Source organism: Streptomyces sp. 378, from assembly GCF_030124145.1.
Classification (GTDB): Bacteria; Actinomycetota; Actinomycetes; order Streptomycetales; family Streptomycetaceae; genus Streptomyces.
The window spans coordinates 240787-260454 of sequence record NZ_JASKMS010000007.1 but is presented as its reverse complement, the minus strand read 5'-3'; the positions used below and the strand labels follow the sequence as shown (position 1 = coordinate 260454).

13 protein-coding genes are annotated in these 19668 nt (G+C 71.2%); 3 read left to right on the top strand and 10 right to left on the bottom strand.

Going from position 1 to position 19668, the window contains the following annotated elements; all coding sequences use genetic code 11:
• Positions 1-79: 79 nt before the first annotated feature.
• The 3 genes from QNO09_RS13165 to QNO09_RS13155 are packed head-to-tail and all read right to left on the bottom strand — an operon-like array spanning position 80 to position 3782.
• On the bottom strand, positions 80-1033 hold the full coding sequence (locus tag QNO09_RS13165; RefSeq protein ID WP_283970316.1) for a carbohydrate ABC transporter permease: 954 nt from the start codon (positions 1031-1033) through the stop codon (positions 80-82).
• On the bottom strand, positions 1030-2067 hold the full coding sequence (locus tag QNO09_RS13160; protein WP_283970315.1) for an ABC transporter permease: 1038 nt from the start codon (positions 2065-2067) through the stop codon (positions 1030-1032). The genes QNO09_RS13165 and QNO09_RS13160 overlap by 4 nt, the downstream gene beginning before the upstream one ends.
• A 26-nt stretch (positions 2068-2093) precedes the next feature.
• On the bottom strand, positions 2094-3782 hold the full coding sequence (locus tag QNO09_RS13155; RefSeq protein ID WP_283970314.1) for an extracellular solute-binding protein: 1689 nt from the start codon (positions 3780-3782) through the stop codon (positions 2094-2096).
• Positions 3783-4154: 372 nt separating this feature from the next.
• On the opposite strand from QNO09_RS13155, the gene QNO09_RS13150 reads away from it, so the two are divergent.
• Positions 4155-6992: a glycoside hydrolase family 3 C-terminal domain-containing protein gene (locus tag QNO09_RS13150; protein WP_283970313.1), complete on the top strand. Its 2838-nt coding sequence runs from the start codon at positions 4155-4157 to the stop codon at positions 6990-6992.
• A gap of 97 nt (positions 6993-7089) precedes the next feature.
• Here QNO09_RS13150 and QNO09_RS13145 read toward each other — a convergent pair whose 3' ends face one another.
• The 3 genes from QNO09_RS13145 to QNO09_RS13135 all read right to left on the bottom strand — a co-directional run bounded on the left by QNO09_RS13145 (position 7090) and on the right by QNO09_RS13135 (position 12577).
• The gene (locus tag QNO09_RS13145) at positions 7090-8535 is read right to left on the bottom strand and encodes an aldehyde dehydrogenase family protein (protein ID WP_283970312.1); all 1446 of its coding nucleotides are present in this window, start codon (positions 8533-8535) and stop codon (positions 7090-7092) included.
• A 122-nt stretch (positions 8536-8657) separates the two neighbouring features.
• Entirely contained in the window at positions 8658-10331 is a 1674-nt protein-coding gene (locus QNO09_RS13140; RefSeq protein WP_283970311.1) for a PucR family transcriptional regulator, read from the bottom strand.
• Between the two features lie 113 nt (positions 10332-10444).
• The gene (locus QNO09_RS13135) at positions 10445-12577 is read right to left on the bottom strand and encodes an ATP-binding protein (RefSeq protein WP_283970310.1); all 2133 of its coding nucleotides are present in this window, start codon (positions 12575-12577) and stop codon (positions 10445-10447) included.
• A gap of 253 nt (positions 12578-12830) precedes the next feature.
• Here QNO09_RS13135 and gabT point away from each other — a divergent pair, with 253 nt between their 5' ends.
• Together gabT and QNO09_RS13125 are read left to right on the top strand one after the other, a co-directional pair.
• A complete protein-coding gene (gene gabT / locus QNO09_RS13130) occupies positions 12831-14165 on the top strand; it encodes a 4-aminobutyrate--2-oxoglutarate transaminase (protein ID WP_283970309.1) in 1335 nt (444 codons plus the stop codon).
• 455 nt (positions 14166-14620) lie between these two features.
• The gene (locus tag QNO09_RS13125) at positions 14621-15301 is read left to right on the top strand and encodes a phosphatase PAP2 family protein (RefSeq protein ID WP_283970308.1); all 681 of its coding nucleotides are present in this window, start codon (positions 14621-14623) and stop codon (positions 15299-15301) included.
• Between the two features lie 52 nt (positions 15302-15353).
• Here the strand turns inward: QNO09_RS13125 and QNO09_RS13120 are convergent, their stop codons facing one another.
• The 4 genes from QNO09_RS13120 to QNO09_RS13105 are packed head-to-tail and all read right to left on the bottom strand — an operon-like array spanning position 15354 to position 19666.
• Positions 15354-16772 carry an NAD(P)/FAD-dependent oxidoreductase gene (locus tag QNO09_RS13120; RefSeq protein ID WP_283970307.1) on the bottom strand — a complete coding sequence of 473 codons (1419 nt, stop codon included), beginning with the start codon at positions 16770-16772 and terminating at the stop codon, positions 15354-15356.
• 18 nt (positions 16773-16790) lie between these two features.
• Positions 16791-17591, bottom strand: coding sequence for an ABC transporter permease (locus QNO09_RS13115; RefSeq protein WP_283970306.1), 801 nt, complete (start codon positions 17589-17591; stop codon positions 16791-16793).
• The gene (locus QNO09_RS13110) at positions 17592-18521 is read right to left on the bottom strand and encodes an ABC transporter permease (protein ID WP_283970305.1); all 930 of its coding nucleotides are present in this window, start codon (positions 18519-18521) and stop codon (positions 17592-17594) included.
• Positions 18521-19666 (bottom strand): ABC transporter ATP-binding protein, encoded by a 1146-nt coding sequence (locus QNO09_RS13105; protein WP_283970304.1) that lies wholly within the window; start codon positions 19664-19666, stop codon positions 18521-18523. Before QNO09_RS13105 ends, QNO09_RS13110 begins: the two co-directional genes overlap by 1 nt.
• Positions 19667-19668: the final 2 nt, after the last annotated feature.

The window sequence follows — 19668 nt, the reverse complement described above, 5'->3', positions numbered from 1 at the left end:
GGAGCCGCCTGCGGAACAGCCACGACGACCCCGCGGCCGACCGATGACAGCTGTTCCCCGCCCGTGATCCGTCAGGGCGTCAGCCCTTCACCGCGCCGGTGAGCATGCCCTTCTTGAAGTGCTTCTGGACGAAGGGAGAGAGGACTGCGACCGGCAGGAGGGCCATCACCATGACGGCCATCTGGAGGGCGAGGGCGGAAAGTTCCCCGGTGTTGACCTGGGCGGCGAGACCGACCGGGCGTTCCTGCTTCTGGACCAGCTGGATCATCACGTTCTGCAGCGGCATCATGTCCTGGTCGGTCAGGTAGATCGACGCGTTGAACCAGGCGCTCCAGTAGCCGACCGCGTAGAAGAGCGCGATCACCGCGAGGACCGCCCGCGAGAGCGGCATCACGATCTTCCACAGGATGCGCCAGTCGCCCGCGCCGTCGATGCGGGCGCTGTCGATCAGTTCCTGGGAGATGTTCATGAAGAACGCGCGCAGCACCAGGATGTTGAAGACGCTCACCGCACTGGGCAGGATCAGCGCCAGGTAGGTGTCGGTCAGGCCGAGGGCCTGCACCAGCAGGTAGGTCGGGATCAGCCCCGCGCCGAAGAACATCGTCGCGAGCAGGGCCATCAGGATCCAACGGTGGCCGAGCGAGCCGACGCGGGAGAGACCGTAGGCGCACAGGACCGAGACGGTCATGCTGAACAGCGTGCCGACCAGCGTCACACCGACGCTGACCAGCGCGGCCCTCTGCACCTGGCCGCCGCTGAGGAGTTCCTGGTAGGCGATGAAGGTGATGCCCTTCGGGATCACCACCAGACCACCTGCCTCGTCGATGGTCTGCTTGGACTGGAGACTGGTGACGATGACGATCCACAGGGGGAAGAGGATCGAGAAGCAGGCGATGCCCAGGACGAGTCCCTTGCCCGCGAGCCCGGCCTTGGCCGGCTCCTCCTCCCAGGCCGGGCGAGGCGGGGCCGCCCAGGGGCTGGGCTTCTTCACCGGCGGCTGCTCGCCGGCCGGCTTGTCGAGGACGGCGCTCATTTCTTGTACACCCCCTGCTCGCCCATGAGATGGGCGACCTTGTTCGCGGTCAGCACCAGGGCCAGGCCCACCACGCCCTTGACGAGGCCGGCGGCAGCGGCATAGCTGAAGTCCTGGTTGCGGATGCCGTTCCACCACACATAGGTGTCGAGGACGTCGGAGGCGCCCGGTCCCACGGCTTGTCGTTGGAGCAGGAACTGCTCGAACCCGACGGTGAGGGCATCGCCGACGCGCAGCACCAGCAGCAGGGCGATCACCGGGCGCAGGGCGGGCAGGGTGATGTGCCAGATGCGCCGCCAGCGGCCGGCACCGTCCATGGCGGCGGCCTCGTACAGGTCGTTGGAGACGGACGACAGCGCGGCGAGGAAGACGATGATGCCCCAGCCGGCGTCCTTCCAGATCGTCTCGAACGTGACCAGGTACTTGAAGAGCTCCGGGTTGGTCATCAGGTCGAAGCCCTGGTAGCCGTGCTGGCGGAGCGTCTGCGCGATGATGCCGGCGCCGCCGAAGATCTGCATGAAGACCGTGACGACCAGGACCCAGGAGAAGAAGTGCGGCAGGTACATGACCGCCTGGGCGACCGCCCGGACCCGGGGCCTGACCACACTGTTGATGAGCAGCGCGAGCAGGATCGGGATCGGGAAGTACAGCACCAGCTGGAGGAAGAAGAACATGAAGGTGTTCTGCACCGCGTGCCAGAAGGCCGAGTCCGCGAAGATCCGCTCGAACTGCTCGACGCCGATCCAGGGGCTCTCGAAGATGGCGACGAAGCCGTTTTCGCTGAGGTACGGGTCGTAGTCCTGGAAGGCGACCACGTTGCCGAGGATCGGTATGTAGTTGAAGACCAGTACCAGCAGCACGGCCGGCAACGTCATCAGGAGCAGCGTGCGGTCACGCTTGAATCTGAGCCGGAGACTCAGCTTCCCGGAGACCTTCTCGCCCCGGGGCGCGGGCCCGGCGGTGCCGGACCCCTCCGGAGTCTTCGCGCTCGTCTGCGCCTCGGTCTCACTCCGAGGCACCGTGCTGTGCGACACGGCCTTCTCCTTGCTTCAGCCCCGGGTCACTTCGCCGAGCCGGTGTCGTCGAGCAGCTTCTTGTACCAGTCCCGCAGATCGTCGCCGCCCTTGCTCTTCCAGTCGGAGACCGCCTGCTGCACGTCACTGATCTTCTTGCGGCCGCGCACGACGTCGTCCTCCAGCTGCTCGAAGTCGTCGGCGAGGTTGGCCCAGCGGTTGGGCTCGGTGACGGTCAGCCCGAAGAAGGAGGACTTCTTGGTGAAGGCGCCCATGCGCTGCTGCCACTCGACCATGCCCCGGGTGACGTCGGGAAGATCCGGGTAGGCGATGTACGGGGCGGGGTTGCCGGTGTAGTCGAAGGCGCCGTTGACCTCGTTGATGCCCTGCTGGGTCTTGGTGGGCAGGCCGCCCTTGAACTCGTAGTCGGTGCCCTCGACGCCGTAGGCGGTGAGCATGAACTCCTTGGTGCCGTACGGGGCGGCGCAGAAGTTGCAGACGGCGAGGAAGTCCTTGATCTGCTGCTCGGAGGCCTTGTTGCTGATGAAGGTGAAGATGTTGGCCGGCTGGCCCGCCCAGAGCGTGGGGTCGCCGCCGTCGGGGCCGAAGATGTCGAACGCGGCCATGTCGAAGTCCGAGTCCCTGGTGCCCTGCTCGGCCGTCTTGCCCCACCAGTCGGAGATGTTGTTGTTGTAGACCAGCACCTCTCCGGCGGTGAAGCGGTTGCCCGAGGTGCCGCCCGCCTTGCCGTTGACCGCGTCCGGGTGGACCACCTTGGCCGCGTAGAGCTTGCGGACCCACTCCAGGGCTTCGAGGTACTCGTCGGTCTCGATGCGGTTGATCAGCTTGTCGCCGTCCATGTTCCACCACAGCGCCTTGTCGCTGCCCGGCAGGACGCCGAAGACGTTGAACGCCGTCCACTTCATGTCGTCGCAGGCCCAGAGCTTCGACCTGGCGTCGGTGGCCTCCTTGGCCCAGGACAGGAACTCGTCCGGGCTCTTGGGGACGCTGTAGCCCTTCTTCTTGAAGAGGTCCCTGCGGTACAGGGGCGCGATGTCGGTGACGTAGGAGCCGGGCATCGGGATCGCGCGCAGCTTGCCGCCGAAGATGCCGCGCTGCCAGGCCTCGGTGGGGACGGCCGCGAGGTTCGGGTACTCCTTGACCTTGTCGCCCGACAGGTAGGGGCCGAGGTCGGCGAACTTGGCGTTGACGGCGCTGGGGATCCGGCCGTTCAGGTTCCAGCCGGGCACCACCACGGCGTCGGGGATGTCACTGGAGGCGAGGACCGCGCCGAGCTTCTGGTCGTAGGTGACGCCGTCCTGGTTCTGCCAGGCGACCTTGACGCCGATGGCCTCGTTCATCGCGGTGTAGTAGGGGTTGTCGCCCTTCGGCGGCGTGCCCCAGAACGGGGCCATGATCTTCAGCGTGCCGCCGCTGCCGAGCTTCTTCGGCACCGAGGTCTTCAGGTCGGCCGTCGGGATCGCCTTGGTGAAGCCGGCCGCCGAGCCGTTCTTGGCGGGGATGTCCGGCGCCACGACGCTGGACGCCACGAACGCCGGAAGGAGCTTCTCCGCGTCCTTCCCGGACGTGGCCCCGTCCTTCTGTCCCTCCTGACCACCGCCACACGCGGCAAGCAGCGGCATCCCCCCCGCCACCGCTGCGGTGGCGACCGCCGTGGAGGCGAGGAAACTTCTCCGGCTCGGTCCGGAGGAGGCGGAGGCGGCGTTCGGCGTCATTGCGTCAACCCTTCATGGCGCACCAGGACACCCGGCGGTGGGCCGTCGGCTGCGGTGTCTTGAGTGGAACTGGCTGAGCCGAAGCGATACTCCGACGCGTGAGGAGGAATGCGCACCACCTGGTGGCGGACTTCACAGTCGAAGCGCTTCGATGTTGCTGCGAGGTTAAGTGAACACCCAGGGGCGCACAAGGGGGCGATTCCAAGATTCCTCCGAGGTATGCACGATCGCGACCTGCCACATATGCCGCTTGGATTGCCGCCGAATGGCGCGAGTTGTTGTGCCGAGGTCTCTTGACACCCGCCCCCACGTCGAATGAGCATCGAAGCGCTTCGAAAGCGCCTCGCCGCTCCATCGCAAAGGGATTCCCACGTGACCGCACACCCGCCGCCCATGCCGCCGTTCCGCGATCCGCGCCTGCCGTTCGCGGAGCGGATCGACGACCTCCTGTCGCGGCTCACGATCGAGGAGAAGACCGCGTTCCTGCACCAGTTCGCGCCCGCCGTGGAGCGGCTCGGTGTCGCCGCCTTCCGTACCGGGCAGGAGGCCCTGCACGGCGTGGCGTGGATGGGCCCGGCGACCGTGTTCCCGCAGGCGGTCGGCCTCGGCGCCACCTGGAACCCGGAGCTGGTGCGGCGCGTGGGCGACGCGGTGTCCAAGGAGGTCCGGGCGATGCGCGCCAAGGACGACCGGGTCGGCCTCAACGTCTGGGCCCCGACGGTCAACCTGCTGCGCCACCCCCTGTGGGGGCGCAACGAGGAGGGCTACTCGGAGGATCCGAAGCTCACCTCGGCGATCGCCACGGCCTACACGCACGGTCTGCGCGGCGATCATCCGACCTACTGGCGCACCGCGCCGGTGCTGAAGCACTGGCTGGCCCACAACAACGAGACGGACCGTTCCACGGCGTCGAGCTCGGTGCGTCCGCGCGTGCTGCACGAGTACGACCTGCGGGCCTTCCGCGAGACGGTCGAGGCGGGGGCGGTGGCCGGGGTGATGCCGGCCTACAACCTGGTCAACGGCCGTCCCAACCACGTCTCCCCGTACCTGTCCGAGCACCTGCGGACCTGGACCGACGAGGAGTTGCTGGTCTGCTCGGACGCGGGGGCGCCGAGCAACCTGGTCGACTCCGAGCACTACTTCGACACCCATGAGGAAGCCACCGCCGCTTCCCTCGTCGCGGGTGTCGACAGCTTCACCGACCACGGCACGGACTCCTCGCAGATGATCGGGCGGCTGCGCGGTGCCCTGGAGCGCGGACTTCTCACCGAGGCCGATCTCGACGCGGCCGTCCGCCGGCAGCTCTCGGTCCGCTTCCGGCTGGGCGAGTTCGACCCGCAGGACGATCCGCACGAGGCGACCGCCGCGTTCGACACCCCGGCGCATCGCGCCCTCGCCCAGGAGGCCGCCGAGCAGGCGATCGTGCTGCTCAAGAACGAAGGGGCACTGCCGCTCGCCCCGGACGCCCGGATCGCGGTGGTCGGGCTGCTCGCCGACGAGTGCAAGCTCGACTGGTACAGCGGCACGCTCATCCACCGCTCGACCCCGCTGGAAGGCCTGTACGAGCGGTTCGGCGCGGACCGGGTGGAGTTCGCCGAGGGGGTGGACCGGGTCCGGCTGAAGACCTCCGCGGGCGCGTTCCTGCACGTGCCGGTGGCCGAGGAGGCCGCCGACGAGGTGCGCGGGGCCGAGGGCGCGCTCGACCCGGCGCTGCTCGCGGGCCGCACGGACCTGCCCCCGCTCGCCACCGACGCGACCGGCACCGAGCTGGCGCTGGTCGACTGGGGTGAGGGCGTACTGACCCTGCGCGCTCCCGACGGCCGCTACCTGTCGGTCGCCGAGGACGGCTACCTGCGAGCCTCCGCGGACCAGCCGGGCGGCTGGGTCGTCCAGGAGACGTTCCGCCTGGAACCGCACGGGGACGGGCACCTCCTGAAGCACCTGGGAACGGGTCGCCACGTGTGTGTCGCCGCCGACGGCGTGAAGGTTGCCGACGAAGATCCCGAGGTCTTCGAACTGGTCGTCACCGAGCGCGGCGAGGAGGCGGTGGCGCGTGCCGCCGCGGGGGCCGACGTGGTCGTGGTGGTCGCGGGCAACGACCCGCACATCAACGGCCGCGAGACCGAGGACCGCACGACCCTGCGCCTGCCCGGACAGCAGGAGCGGCTGCTGCGGGCGGCCCGCGCGGCGAACCCGGCCACCGTGCTGGCGCTGGTCTCCGCCTACCCGTACGCCGTCGACGCGGCCGAGCTGCCCGCCGTGCTGTGGACCGCGCACGGCGGCCAGGCGGGCGGCATCGCCCTGGCCCGCGTCCTGGCCGGCGACGTCTCCCCCGCCGGCCGCCTCCCGCAGACCTGGTACGCCGACGACTCCGACCTTCCGGATCTCCTCGACTACGACGTGATCGGCGCCCGCCAGACGTACCTCTACTTCGAGGGGACGCCCCTGTACCCCTTCGGGCACGGCCTGTCGTACGCGTCGTTCGCGTACGGCGGTCTGACGGCCCGGGTCGAGGACGCGACGGTGCGGGTCTCCTTCTCCGTCACCAACACCGGTGACCTCATCGCCGACGAGGTGGCGCAGCTCTACGGCCGGGCCGTCGAGGCGTCCGTGCCGCGTCCGCGCCGCGAGCTGCTGGACCACCGTCGCGTCACCCTCGCCCCGGGGGCGACGGCCGAGCTGGACTTCGAGGTCCCGGTGGACGCCTTCGGATTCTGGGACGTCGCTCAGGGCCGGTGGCGCGTGGAGCCGGGCGGGTACGAGCTGCTGGCCGGGGCGTCCAGCGAGGACGTCCGGCTGCGGTCGACCGTCACGCTGGACGGCGAACCGACCCTGCCGCGCGCGGTCGTCGCGGGTGGTCTGGCCGCGGCCGGCTTCGACGAGCAGAGCGGCGTCGAGATCGTCGACCGGACGAAGGTGTCGGGCGACGCGGTGACGCCGGTGGACGCGGCGGCGGGCGAACTGGTCTATCGCGCCTGTGACTTCGGACGCGGCATCTCCGGCGTGACGGTGGAAGTGGCCGGTGAGGGCTCGGTCGAGCTGTCCCTCGACGGCGGCCCGGTCCTCGCGATGCTGTCTCCCGCCGCACCGACCTCGGGCCCGTACGACTATGTCTCCCTCGGCGCGTCCGTCGTCGCCGCCGGCGTCCACGACGTGCACCTCAGGCTGCGCGGCCCACTGCGGCTCGCGCACGTCGGCTTCTCCGGTTGAGGGTCCGGAGCAGGACGACGTAAAGAAGAGGCCCGGCACCGGAAGGCATCGGTGCCGGGCCTCTTCGCCGAGACTATATGGAAATGGTTCCCATGTACTAGAGGGTGATGCCGGTCAGCACCAGCACGCGCTCATAGGTGTAGTCCTCCATGGCGAACCGCACGCCCTCGCGGCCCACACCGGACTGCTTGACGCCGCCGTACGGCATCTGGTCGGCGCGGTAGGACGGCACGTCGCCGATGACGACGCCGCCGACCTCCAGAGCCCGGTGGGCCCGGAAGGCGGTCTGCAGGTCGTGGGTGAACACACCCGCCTGGAGGCCGTACTTGGAGTCGTTGACGGCGGCGAAGGCCTCGGCCTCGCTCTCCGCCCGCTGCACCGTGAGGACCGGCCCGAAGACCTCCTCGCAGGAGAGCGTGACGTCGGCCGGGACCTCGGCCAGGACGGTCGGCGCGTACGAGGCGCCGTCGCGCTTGCCGCCGGTGAGCAGCCGCGCCCCGGCGTCCACGGCCTCCTGGACCCACGTCTCGACGCGCCGGGCGGCGTCCTCGCTGACCAGCGGGCCGACGTCGGTCTTGTCGTCGCTCGGGTCGCCGGTGACCTGGGCCTCGACGGCGGCGACGATGCGCGGCAGGAGCCGGTCGTACACGGAGGCGTCGGCGATGACCCGCTGCACGGAGATGCAGGACTGGCCGCCCTGGTAGTTGGAGAAGGTGGCGATGCGGTTCGCCGCCCACTCCAGGTCCTCGTCGCTCGCCCAGTCGGCGAGGACGACGGCCGCGCCGTTGCCGCCCAGCTCCAGGGTGCAGTGCTTGCGCGGCACCGAGTCCATGATCGCGTAACCGACCTTCTCGGAGCCGGTGAAGGAGATCACGGGCAGGCGCTCGTCCCGCACGAGGGCCGGCATCTTGTCGTTGGCGACCGGCAGGATGCTCCAGGAGCCGGCCGGCAGTTCGGTCTCGGCCAGCAGGTCGCCGATGATCAGGCCGGACAGCGGGGTCGCCGGGGCCGGCTTCAGGATGATCGGGGCGCCGGCGGCGATGGCCGGGGCGACCTTGTGGGCGCAGAGGTTCAGCGGGAAGTTGAAGGGCGCGATGCCGAGCACGACACCCTTCGGGAAGCGGCGGGTGAGGGCGAGCCGGCCCTGGCCGCCGAGGTCGGTGTCGAGGCGCTGGGCCTCGCCGCCGTTGAAGCGCCGGGCCTCCTCGGCCGCGAACCGGAACACGGACACGGCCCGTCCGACCTCGCCGCGCGCCCACTTCATGGGCTTGCCGTTCTCGGCGGAGATCAGCTGCGCGATCTCCTCGGTGCGCTCGGCGAGGCGCTTGCTGACGTGGTCGAGGGCGGCGGCCCGGACATGGGCCGGGGTGGCGGCGAACTCGTCCGAAACGGCGTGTGCGGCGGCCACGGCCTCCTCGACCTGCGCGTCCGTCGGCACGCTGACCCTGCCGACGAGCCGCCCGTCCCACGGGGACGTGACGTCGAAGGTGTCCTCGCCGGTGGCCTGGCGGCCGGCGAGCCAGAAGGCGTGGGTGGAGGTCATAGGGGTTCCGGCCCTTCGGCGTCGGGGGTGATCCTGAGCTACGGGATCAACGGTAGGTGCGAGATGAGCGAAGGGCGTTTGTCCGAGCCGTAGCAGTGAGGGACGCGGACACTACGGTTTGGCTATTCGGTGCCGACGGCCTTCAGAGCCAGCCACAGCTCCATCCGGACGTCCGGGTCGTCCAGGGACCGGCCGAGGATCTCCTCGACCCGGCGCATGCGGTAGCGCAGGGTGTGCCGGTGGACGCCGAGGTCGGCCGCCGCCGCGTCCCACTGGCCGTGCTTGGACAGCCAGGCGCGCAGGGAGGCGACGAGGTCCCCCCGGCCGGTGGCGTCGTGCTCGTACAGCGGCCGCAGCATGCCGTCGGCGAAGGCCCGCACCGCGTCGTCCGCCAGCAGCGGCAGCACCGATCCGGCCGCCATCCGCTCGTGCTCCACGAGGACGCGCCCGCGTCGCCGGGCCACCGACAGCGCCTGCTCGGCCTGCTTGTAGGCGGCGGACGCGGCGATGGGTCCGGCGGGTGCCGACAGGCCCACGACCAGTTCGTCCTCCTCGCCGCCCGGCACCTTCTCGCGTATGCCGGCGCGGGCCGTCTCCAGGGCTGCCGCGTACTCCCCGCAGGCCGACGCGGCGGCACCACCGTCCGCGGCCAGCACCACCAGCCGCTCCCCCTCCGGCACCACCAGCACGGCCTCGCCGGCGCGGGCCGCCGCGGACTCCACGACGTCCGAGAGCGCCGCGAGGGGATCCCCGCCCGTGTCGGCCGCGGCGAGCGCGGCGGCCGAGGGCCGGTCCACGGCCGGGGCGCCCTTGCGGGCCTCGGCCCGGGCCAGCGCGGCCGATGCCGACACCGGCACCCGCTCCGCGACCAGCATCCGGAACGGCGCGTCCAGCAGCTCGCCGTACAGGTCCCCGGCCACCGCACGGGCGTGGTCCGGCTCCCCGGCCAGCAGCATGCGCAGCACCGCCGCACCGACCCGCTGCTCGGCCGCCTGGAGGGAGCCGGAGCGTTCCGTGGTCAGCGTCAGCAGCGCGATGGCCGAGTGGACGGCGTAGCGCTCGGCGGTACCCGGGGCGGCGGCCGTGCCGACGGCGAGGGCCGCCCGGGGACGCCGGCCGGTGCCGAGGGTGTGCAGCTCGACCCGGTCCTCGTTCTCCGGCCCGCCGACCACCGACGAGGCGGGCGCGGGGCGGTCCCGCAGCTTCTGCACGTCACCGGTGAGCCGTGCGGCCCGCCGCACCGCCCACTCCGGTGCCGTGGCGACGACCGCGCCGGAGGCGTCGTACAGCGCCGCCCATCCGTCGACCTGGGCGGCCAGCGCGGCCAGCACCCCCTCGGGGCCGCCGCTCTGGGCCTGCCGGGTCAGCTCGCGCTGGGCGGCGAACCCGGCGGTGACGGCCCGGTACTGGTCGGCGGCGATCGCGGCCGACACGGCCTTGCTGATGGCGAGGAACGGCGTGCGGCGCGGCACCTCCAGCAGCGGCAGGCCCTCCTCCTCGGCCGCGTCGACGAGCGCCTTGGGGATCTCCTCGTAGTTGACGCCGACGGCGAAGCCGAGCCCGGCCACTCCGGCCCCGGTCAGCCGCCGGACGTAGCGGCGCATGGCCTCCGGGTCCTCGGCGTCCAGCTTGAGCGCGGTGACCAGCAGCAGTTCCCCGCCCTCCATATAGGGCACGGGGTCGGCGAGCTCGCTGGGGTGCGCCCAACGGACCGGCACGTCGAGACGGTCCCGGCCCGCCCGCACGGTCAGTTTCAGCGCGGAGTGGTGGACGAGCGAGGCGAGCGTCGGGGGCATGAGGCCTTCTGCGTCAGGGCGGTGTGATCGCTGTGGTCTTTTGGCCGCCGCGTATGAACGACCTGTGACGATTCTGCCTCACCGTACGGTCCCCGCGTACCCGCACGGGCGGGTCAGCCCCGCAGATCGACGAGCAGCGGTGGCGCGTGCTCGCCCTTGACGTCGGTCAGGGACAGCACCGCGTGCCCCGCCGGCACGGCGTGCGCCAGCTCGGAGGCGGACCAGCGCTCCCGCTCGACCTGCCGCACGGTCACCGCCCGCGCGGTCGGGGCCTTGCCGGTGATCACCCGGCGCAGCATGTGCACGGCCTTGCCCGCCGGGGTCTCGGCGATGATCTGCCGGTCCGTGACGTCGCGGGCCTCGGTCCACTCCTTGCCCCACACCTCGGCGAAGTCCTGCCCGTCCCAGGGGGTGAGCCCCGACAGCGCCATCCGGCAGCCGGTCGCCCCGAGCAGCGGCCCGCGCAGCGGCCGGGCCACGTCGTCCAGGGACCGCAGGGTGAGCACGACCCCGGCGTTGCCGGACCGCAGCCGCTGGATGCCGCGCACCGCCTCGGGCGTCACCACTCCCGTGGCGTCGTCCAGCAGCAGGCAGGCGAACAGCGACCGGTCCTCGCGTACCGCGACACTCGCCGTGAACTGCGCGAGCACCAGCCGGGCGAGCATCCGGGAGGCGTCGGCGTGCCCGCGCTGGGGCAGGTCGATGCGCACCCGCACCGGATGGTCGAGGGCCTTGAGCGTGAAGGGCCGGGACTGCCCGGAGGTGTCGAAGAACCCGGTGAAGGCGGGCCGGTCCAGCAGCGCGACGCGGTCGCCGAGCACCCCGCCGACGTCCCCGGGCTGCCCCATCTGCCGCTCCCGGGCGTCCAGCTCGCGCAGCAGCGACTCCTGCCCGGCCTCCTGGAGCCCCCGCCGCAGCGCGGTGAACGGCCCCGGCGCGCCGTCGAGCAGCTGCCGCAGCTCCGGTACGGAGGGGAAGCGCCCGTGCACGGCCCGGAACGGCCCGAGCAGCTGGGCGAGGACGGTGGTGGACCGGCGGCTGTCGCTGCCGGGGTGCGGATCGGCGAGGTCCCCGACGAGCGCTTCGGCGAGCACGGCCGCGGCCTCGTCCGGGTCGGTGGTGCCGCCGTACAGATCGAGGTCGTACTCGGACTCCTGGTTCCCGATCCGCACGACCACGTCGTAGGCGTCGGCCGGTCCCAGCCCCGCCCCGGCCGCCCCGACGACGACCACGGCGGCCCGTCCGGCGAGGGCGTGCAGGCACAGCGACTCGGCCAGGGGCCGCACGACGGTGCCGGTCTTGCCGGACCCGGCGGGGCCGACGGCCACGAGCGAGGTGCCGAGCAGGTCGGGCCCGAGGGCGAGGCCGGTACCGCGGTAGCCGTAGGGGTTGCGGGCGTCGTCCACCGTGGTCCCGAGCCGTACCTGGCCGGTGACGAGGTCGTGCCGGGCGAGCCGGGCGGGCAGGTCGCGCTCCCCGGAGGGGTGCAGGCAGGCGGCGGCGCCGTCCTTGAGCACGGCGCCGCTGAAGGTGGCGAGGCTGTGCCGTCCGGTGCGCACGCCCTGCCAGGCGCGCATGATCCGGGCGTGGTCGACGTCCCGCATCAGCCCGGACCGGGCCTCGGCGGCGAGCCGCTCGGCGGCGTCGACGGCCCCGGCCGCGCGCAGCTCGTTCCACTGGGCCGGGTCGTCCTCGGGGGCCGTCCGGGCCTCCTGGGCCTCCGGCCGGCGGAAGCGGGGGGTGACGAATCGGCGCCACAGCTCGCCCCAGCGGCCGAGCCGGGCCGCCCCGACCATGATCGCCAGGGCGACGAGCAGCTCGTACCCCTGGTAGACGATGAACGTCCCGGTCTCGCCGAGGTCGCTGTCGCCGCCCCGCCAGGCGTCGGGGACGATCAGGTCGAACGGCACCCACCACCAGGTACCGAGGTAGCCGTTCTGCAGCAGCGACCAGATCAGCCATCCCACGAGGAAGGCGATCAGCGCGCCGCTCAGCAGCTGCCGGGTGGGGATCTCCTCGGGTTCCTCCGCCGGCCGAGGCCGGTGCCCGAACCGCCACACCCCCGGCGCGGCGTCGGGCCGCGGCGCGCGCAGCCAGGCGAGGAAGGCCGACCCGTCCGGCAGCGGCGGTGTCACCGGTGCCCGCGGCGGCCGCGGAGGCATCGCCGGCACCTCCGGCGGCCCCGCCGGACGCGGCACGGGACTCGCATGCGTACCCCGCGGGTCCTGCGTCCCGTCGCTGTCCATCGCCCCTGCCCCCTGACCAGCCGCTCCGTCCACCATCAGCGAGCCAATCTAACGCCCTCCCCTGGGGAGTTCACCGCTTACACGGCCGGGTCGTGGGCACCGGTCCACGAGACTGCCATGTCCACCCCGGACAAGGCGCTCCGCCGACAACGCCCACATGGAGCATGCCCACCCCCCTTTCCCCGCCCTAGCCTGCGAGAAAAGAAGCCGAGCGTCTGTCAGAGACCATCCGCACCACCCCCAGGAGCCCCGCATGACCGCACTTCCGCAGGAGCGCCGCGTCGTCACCGCCATTCCCGGTCCGAAGTCGCAGGAGCTGCAGGCCCGCCGTACCGCCGCGGTCGCGCAGGGCGTGGGGTCCGTGCTGCCCGTGTTCACGGCGCGGGCGGGTGGCGGGATCATCGAGGACGTCGACGGCAACCGGCTGATCGATTTCGGGTCGGGCATCGCCGTGACGTCCGTGGGCGCCTCCGCCGAGGCCGTCGTACGGCGGGCGTCGGCGCAGCTGGCCGACTTCACCCACACCTGTTTCATGGTCACGCCCTACGAGGGGTACGTCGAGGTCGCCGAGGCGCTCGCCGAGCTGACCCCCGGTGACCACGCCAAGAAGAGCGCCCTGTTCAACTCCGGCGCCGAGGCCGTCGAGAACGCCGTGAAGATCGCGCGGGCGTACACCAAGCGGCAGGCCGTCGTGGTGTTCGACCACGGCTACCACGGGCGCACCAACCTCACCATGGCGCTGACCGCGAAGAACATGCCGTACAAGCACGGCTTCGGTCCGTTCGCGCCCGAGGTGTACCGGGTGCCGGTGGCGTACGGCTACCGCTGGCCGACCGGGCCCGAGAACGCCGGCCCCGAGGCCGCCGCGCAGGCCATCGACCAGATCAGCAAGCAGGTCGGCGCGGAGAACGTCGCCGCGGTCATCATCGAGCCGGTGCTCGGCGAGGGCGGCTTCATCGAGCCCGCCAAGGGTTTCCTGCCGGCGATCAGCCGGTTCGCGCGGGACAACGGCATCGTCTTCGTCGCCGACGAGATCCAGTCCGGCTTCTGCCGCACGGGCCAGTGGTTCGCGTGTGAGGACGAGGGCATCGTCCCCGACCTGATCACCACGGCCAAGGGCATCGCCGGGGGTCTGCCGCTCGCGGCCGTCACCGGGCGCGCCGAGATCATGGACGCCGCGCACGCCGGCGGCCTGGGCGGCACCTACGGCGGCAACCCGGTCGCCTGCGCCGGCGCGCTCGGTTCCATCGAGACGATGAAGGAGCTCGACCTCAACGCCAAGGCGAAGAACATCGAGACGGTCATGAAGGCCCGCCTCGGCGCCATGGCGGAGAAGTTCGAGATCATCGGCGATGTCCGTGGCCGCGGCGCCATGATCGCCATCGAGCTGGTCAAGGACCGCGCCACCAAGGAGCCCAACCCGGAGGCGACCGCCGCGCTCGCCAAGGCGTGCCACGCGGAGGGTCTGCTGGTCCTGACCTGTGGCACCTACGGCAACGTGCTCCGCTTCCTGCCCCCGCTGGTCATCGGCGAGGACCTGCTGAACGAGGGCCTCGACATCATCGAGCAGGCGTTCTCCCGCGTCTGAGCCCCCGGCTGGCGCATCTGAGCCGTCGTCCGTGCAGGTGAGCCGCCCCGTTCCGCTACCGGGGCGGCGAGGGCAGAGCGTGTGAAGAAGGTGTGCGAGGTGGATGACAGGGAGCCCCGCGGCCTGTCCTGCGCCCCGGCCCTGTCGTAGGTTCTACCCAGATGAGAGATACACCCCGCCCACAGGGGACTGTGGGTGAGATCAGGCCGGGGCCTCCCCAGCTTCGACCTGGTCGTGCCCTCGCGCACACCACCGGAGCCTGAGGCTCTGGATCTCCTCACCGATCGGACGGTCGCCCGCCCCAAACCCCCCGGGGCGCGCGACGTTCCGGTCCGGTCGGCCGCCCCGGAACCACCCCCCCCTGTTCCGGGGCGGCCGACCTCCATGTCCGCCCCTGCCGTCAGACGTGTTCCTCCGCAGGGGCCGGCGTCTGTGCTCGTGCCAAGCTGTGCCCCATGCCGATCTCCGCGAACCGGGAACGCACCGCGTTCGCGGGCTCCCTCGCCCTCCTGCTCGCCCTTCCGGCCCTCTTCTTCGCCCTGATCACCTGGCAGGTCGCCGCCGACGGCCCGCTCGTCCGGCTCGACGAGCGACTCAGCCGGGCCCTCGTGAACCCGGACCGCTGCTCCGAACTTCTCGCCGACCTCGGCAACATCCCGGTCGCGGTCCCGGTCCTCGCCGTCGCGCTCGGCTACGTCGCCGTGCGTCACCGCGACGCCGGTGCGGACCGCTGGTGGCTGCCCGTCGCCGCGGCGGTCCTGCTCATGGCCCTGGTCCCGGCACTGGTCGTCCCACTGAAGGCGCTCCTGGCCCGCCCGGGCACCCCGGCCGAACCGCCCGGCACCGGCTACTACCCCTCGGGCCACACCGCCACGGCCGCCGTCGCGTACGGCTCCGCGACCCTGTTGCTGCTCCCCTGGCTCCGTACCGCCCTGGCCCGCCGCGCCCTGGCCGCCCTCTGCGCCGCCCTGGTCCTCGGCGCGAGCTACGGCCTGGTCCGCCGCGGCTACCACTGGCCGCTGGACGTGGTGGGCAGCTGGTGTCTGTGCGCGGTGCTGCTCTCGTCGCTGTGGCTGTTCCTCCGGCGGACGACGGCGGCGGACGTTCCGGGCGGCACCGCGGCGGTAGGGCGCTAACCGTCGTTCCCCGTCGCGTCTCGTTGGAGTGAACCGGATCACACCCGGTCGTTCAGCTGTCGAATCCCAGCCCCAGCCGGTCCATCGTGCGCAGCCAGAGGTTGCGGCGGCCGCCCTGGGCGTCCGCGCGGGCCAGCGACCACTTGGTGAGGGCGATGCCCGTCCAGGCGAACGGCTCCGGCGGGAAGGGCAGGGGCTTCTTGCGGACCATGTCCAGCTCCGTGCGTTCCGTGCGCTCCCCCGCCAGCAGGTCCAGCATCACCTCGGCGCCGAAGCGGGTGGCGCCGACCCCGAGGCCGGTGTAGCCGGCCGCGTAGGCCACCTTGCCCTGGTGGGCGGTGCCGAAGAACGCCGAGAAGCGGGAGCAGGTGTCGATCGCGCCGCCCCAGGCGTGGCTGAAGCGCACCCCCTCCAGCTGCGGGAAGCAGGTGAAGAAGTGCCCGGCGAGCTTGGCGTAGGTCTCGGGGCGGTCGTCGTACTCGGCGCGGACGCGGCCGCCGTAGGGGTAGATCGCGTCGTAGCCGCCCCAGAGGACGCGGTGGTCGGCGGACAGGCGGAAGTAGTGGAACTGGTTGGCGCTGTCACCGAGGCCCTGGCGGTTCTTCCAGCCGATCGAGTCGAGCTGCTCGCGGCTCAGCGGCTCGGTCATCAGGGCGTAGTCGTAGACCGGGACGGTGTACGAGCGGACCCGGCGGACCAGGTTCGGGAAGATGTTGGTGCCGAGGGCGACCCGACGGGCGCGGATCCCGCCGTAGGGGGTGCGCACGGCCATGCCGGGGCCGTACGGCTTCAGGGTCAGGGCGGGGGTGTGCTCGTAGACGCGCACGCCCAGCTCCACGCACGCGCGCTTCAGGCCCCAGGCGAGCTTCGCCGGGTTCAGCATGGCGACGCCCCCGCGGTCCCACAGGCCCGCCTGGAAGGTGGGTGAGTTCACCTGCTCCCGTACGGCGTCGGCGTCCAGGTACTCGACGCCCTCGGCCAGGCCGCGGCGGGACGTCTCCTCGTGCCACCGGCGCAGTTCCCGGGCCTGGTAGGGCTCGGTGGCCACGTCGATCTCGCCGGTGCGTTCGAAGTCGCAGTCCAGGGAGTGCCGGGCGACCGCCGCCTCGATCGCGTCGAGGTTGCGGGCGCCCAGTTCCTGGAGCTTGTGGATCTCGTCGGGCCAGCGGGCGAGGCCGTTGGGCAGGCCGTGGGTGAGGGAGGCGGCGCAGAATCCGCCGTTGCGGCCGGAGGCGGCCCAGCCCACCTCGCGGCCCTCCACCAGCACCACGTCCCGCTGCGGGTCGCGTTCCTTGGCGATCAGCGCCGTCCACAGCCCGCTGTAGCCACCCCCGACGACCAGCAGGTCGCAGGTCTCCGAGGTGGTGAGGGCGGGTTCGGGGCGGGGCCGGCCGGGGTCGTCCAGCCAGTACGGGACCGGCTGGGCGTCGGAAAGCGAACGGGTCCACTGATTCATGGCGCTCGGGGCCATGATGTCAACTCCCTACGGTTATGCCTTGTGCCTGTTGCGGCGGTTTCCGGCGATCATGGAAACCAGGACGAACAGAACGGCGACGAGGAACATCGTCGTGCCGACGACATTGATCTGAACGGGCGTTCCGCGCTGCGCCGAGCCCCAGACGAACATGGGGAACGTGACGGTCGAGCCGGCGTTGAAATTCGTGATGATGAAGTCGTCGAAGGAGAGCGCGAAGGCCAGAAGCGCGCCCGCGGCGATTCCCGGCGCCGCGATCGGCAGCGTGACCCGGACGAAGGTCTGGAACGGGCCCGCGTACAGGTCCCGTGCCGCCTCCTCCAGCTTCGGGTCCATCGACATCACACGCGCCTTGACGGCCGTGACCACGAAACTCAGGCAGAACATGATGTGGGCGATGAGGATCGTCCAGAAGCCCAGCCGGGCACCCATGTTGAGGAACAGGGTGAGCAGCGAGGCGGCCATGACGACCTCGGGCATCGCCATCGGCAGGAAGATCAGCGAGTTCACGGCGCCGCGGGCGCGGAACCGGTAGCGGACCAGGGCGAAGGCGATCAGGGTGCCGAGGAGCGTGGCGCCGAGCGTCGCCCAGAACGCGATCTGGAGGCTGAGGGACAGCGAGTCGCACAGTCCGGAGACGCCGCACGGGTCCTTCCAGGCGTCCAGCGAGAACTGCTGCCACGCGTAATTGAAGCGCCCCTTCGGTTTGTTGAAGGAGAACACCGTCACGACGATGTTCGGCAGGAGCAGATAGCCGAGGGTCAGCAGTCCCGCCAGGACGACGAGATGCCTCTTGAGCCAGTTGACGAAGGGCATTTAGACCAGATCCTCCGTCCCGGACCTGCGGATGTAGAGGGTGACCATGAGCAGAATGGCCGCCATGAGGATGAAGGAGAGCGCCGCGGCCGTCGGATAGTCGAGCACTCTCAGGAACTGCGCCTGGATGACGTTGCCGACCATGCGGGTGTCGGTGGAGCCGAGGAGATCGGCGTTCACGTAGTCACCGGCCGCCGGGATGAAGGTGAGCAGCGTGCCGGAGACGACACCCGGCATCGACAGCGGGAAGGTCACCTTGCGGAAGGTCGTCGAAGGGCGTGCGTACAGGTCCCCGGCGGCCTCGTGGAGTCGGCCGTCGATGCGCTCCAGCGAGGTGTAGAGCGGCAGGATCATGAACGGCAGGAAGTTGTACGTCAGGCCGCACACCACCGCGAGCGGCGTGGCCAGGACGCGGTCGCCGGCGGTCATGCCGAGCCAGGTGGTGACGTCCAGGACGTGCAGCGTGTTGAGCGCGCCGACGACCGGGCCGCCGTCGGCGAGGATCGTCTTCCAGGCCAGGGTGCGGATCAGGAAGCTGGTGAAGAACGGCGCGATCACCAGGATCATGATCAGGTTCTTCCAGCGGCCCGCGCGGAAGGCGATCAGATACGCCAGCGGATAGCCGAGCAGCAGGCACAGGATCGTCGCCGTGCCCGCGTAGAGCACCGAGCGGACGAACTGCGGCCAGTACGTGGTCAGCGCGTCCCAGTAGGTGGCGAAGTGCCAGGTGACCTGGTAGCCCTCCTCCAGGGAACCCGTCTGCACGGACGTGGAGGCCTGGTAGATCATCGGCAGTGCGAAGAAGACGATCAGCCAGAGGATGCCGGGCAGCAGCAGCCAGTACGGCGTCCAGCGGCCCCTGCGCTTTCGGGGCTTCGGTTCGGGCGCTGGGGGCGCGAGCGGCGGTGGCGCCTCGGTGAGTGTGCTCATCAGGCCGCCTCTTCCACTCCGGCGTCGACGTCCTGGGCGGCGTCCAGACCGAAGGTGTGGGCCGGGTTCCAGTGCAGGACCACCTCGGCGCCGGGCACCAGGCGGGGGTCGCGGTCGATGTTCTGGGCGTAGACCCCGAAGTCGGAGCAGACCGGGCTGTCGACGACGTACTGCGTGGAGACGCCGATGAAGCTGGAGTCGGCGATCCGGCCGGTGATGCGGTTGCGGCCCTCGGGAATCTCGCCGGCGTCGTCCGCGTGGGTGAGGGAGATCTTCTCCGGGCGGACACCGGCCAGCACCCTGCCGCCGGTCGTCGTGGAGGCGGAACAGCGTGCCTCGGGCAGGACGAGCTTGCCGCCGCCCGCCTTCAGCACGATCTCGTCACCGCTTGTGGAGTCGACCTCGGCCTCGATGAAGTTGGAGGTGCCGAGGAAGTTGGCGACGAACGTGGTGCGCGGGTTCTCGTAGAGGTCGGTCGGCGCGCCCAGCTGCTCGACGCGGCCCGCGTTCATCACGGCGACCGTGTCGGCCATGGTCATGGCCTCCTCCTGGTCGTGCGTGACGTGCACGAAGGTGATGCCGACCTCGGTCTGGATGCGCTTGAGCTCCAACTGCATCTGGCGGCGCAGCTTGAGGTCCAGGGCGCCGAGCGGTTCGTCGAGGAGCAGCACCTTGGGGTGGTTGATCAGGGCGCGGGCCACGGCGACGCGCTGCTGCTGGCCGCCGGAGAGCTGGTGCGGCTTCTTGCGGGCCTGCTCGCCGAGCTGGACCAGGTCGAGCATCTCCTCGACCTGCTTCTTCACCGACTTCAGGCCGCGCCGACGCAGGCCGAAGGCGACGTTCTCGAAGATGTCCAGGTGCGGGAAGAGGGCGTACGACTGGAAGACCGTGTTCACCGGCCGCTTGTACGGCGGGAGGGCCGTCACGTCCTGGTCGCCCAGGAAGACGGTGCCTGCGGACGGTTCCTCCAACCCGGCGATCATGCGCAGGGTGGTGGTCTTGCCGCAGCCGGAGGCGCCGAGCAGGGCGAAGAAGGAGCCCTGCGGCACGGTCAGGTCGAGCGGGTGCACGGCGGTGAAGGCGCCGTAGGTCTTGGTGATGCCCGTGAGGCGGACGTCGCCGCCGGGGTCCGTCTTGTTCGTCATGG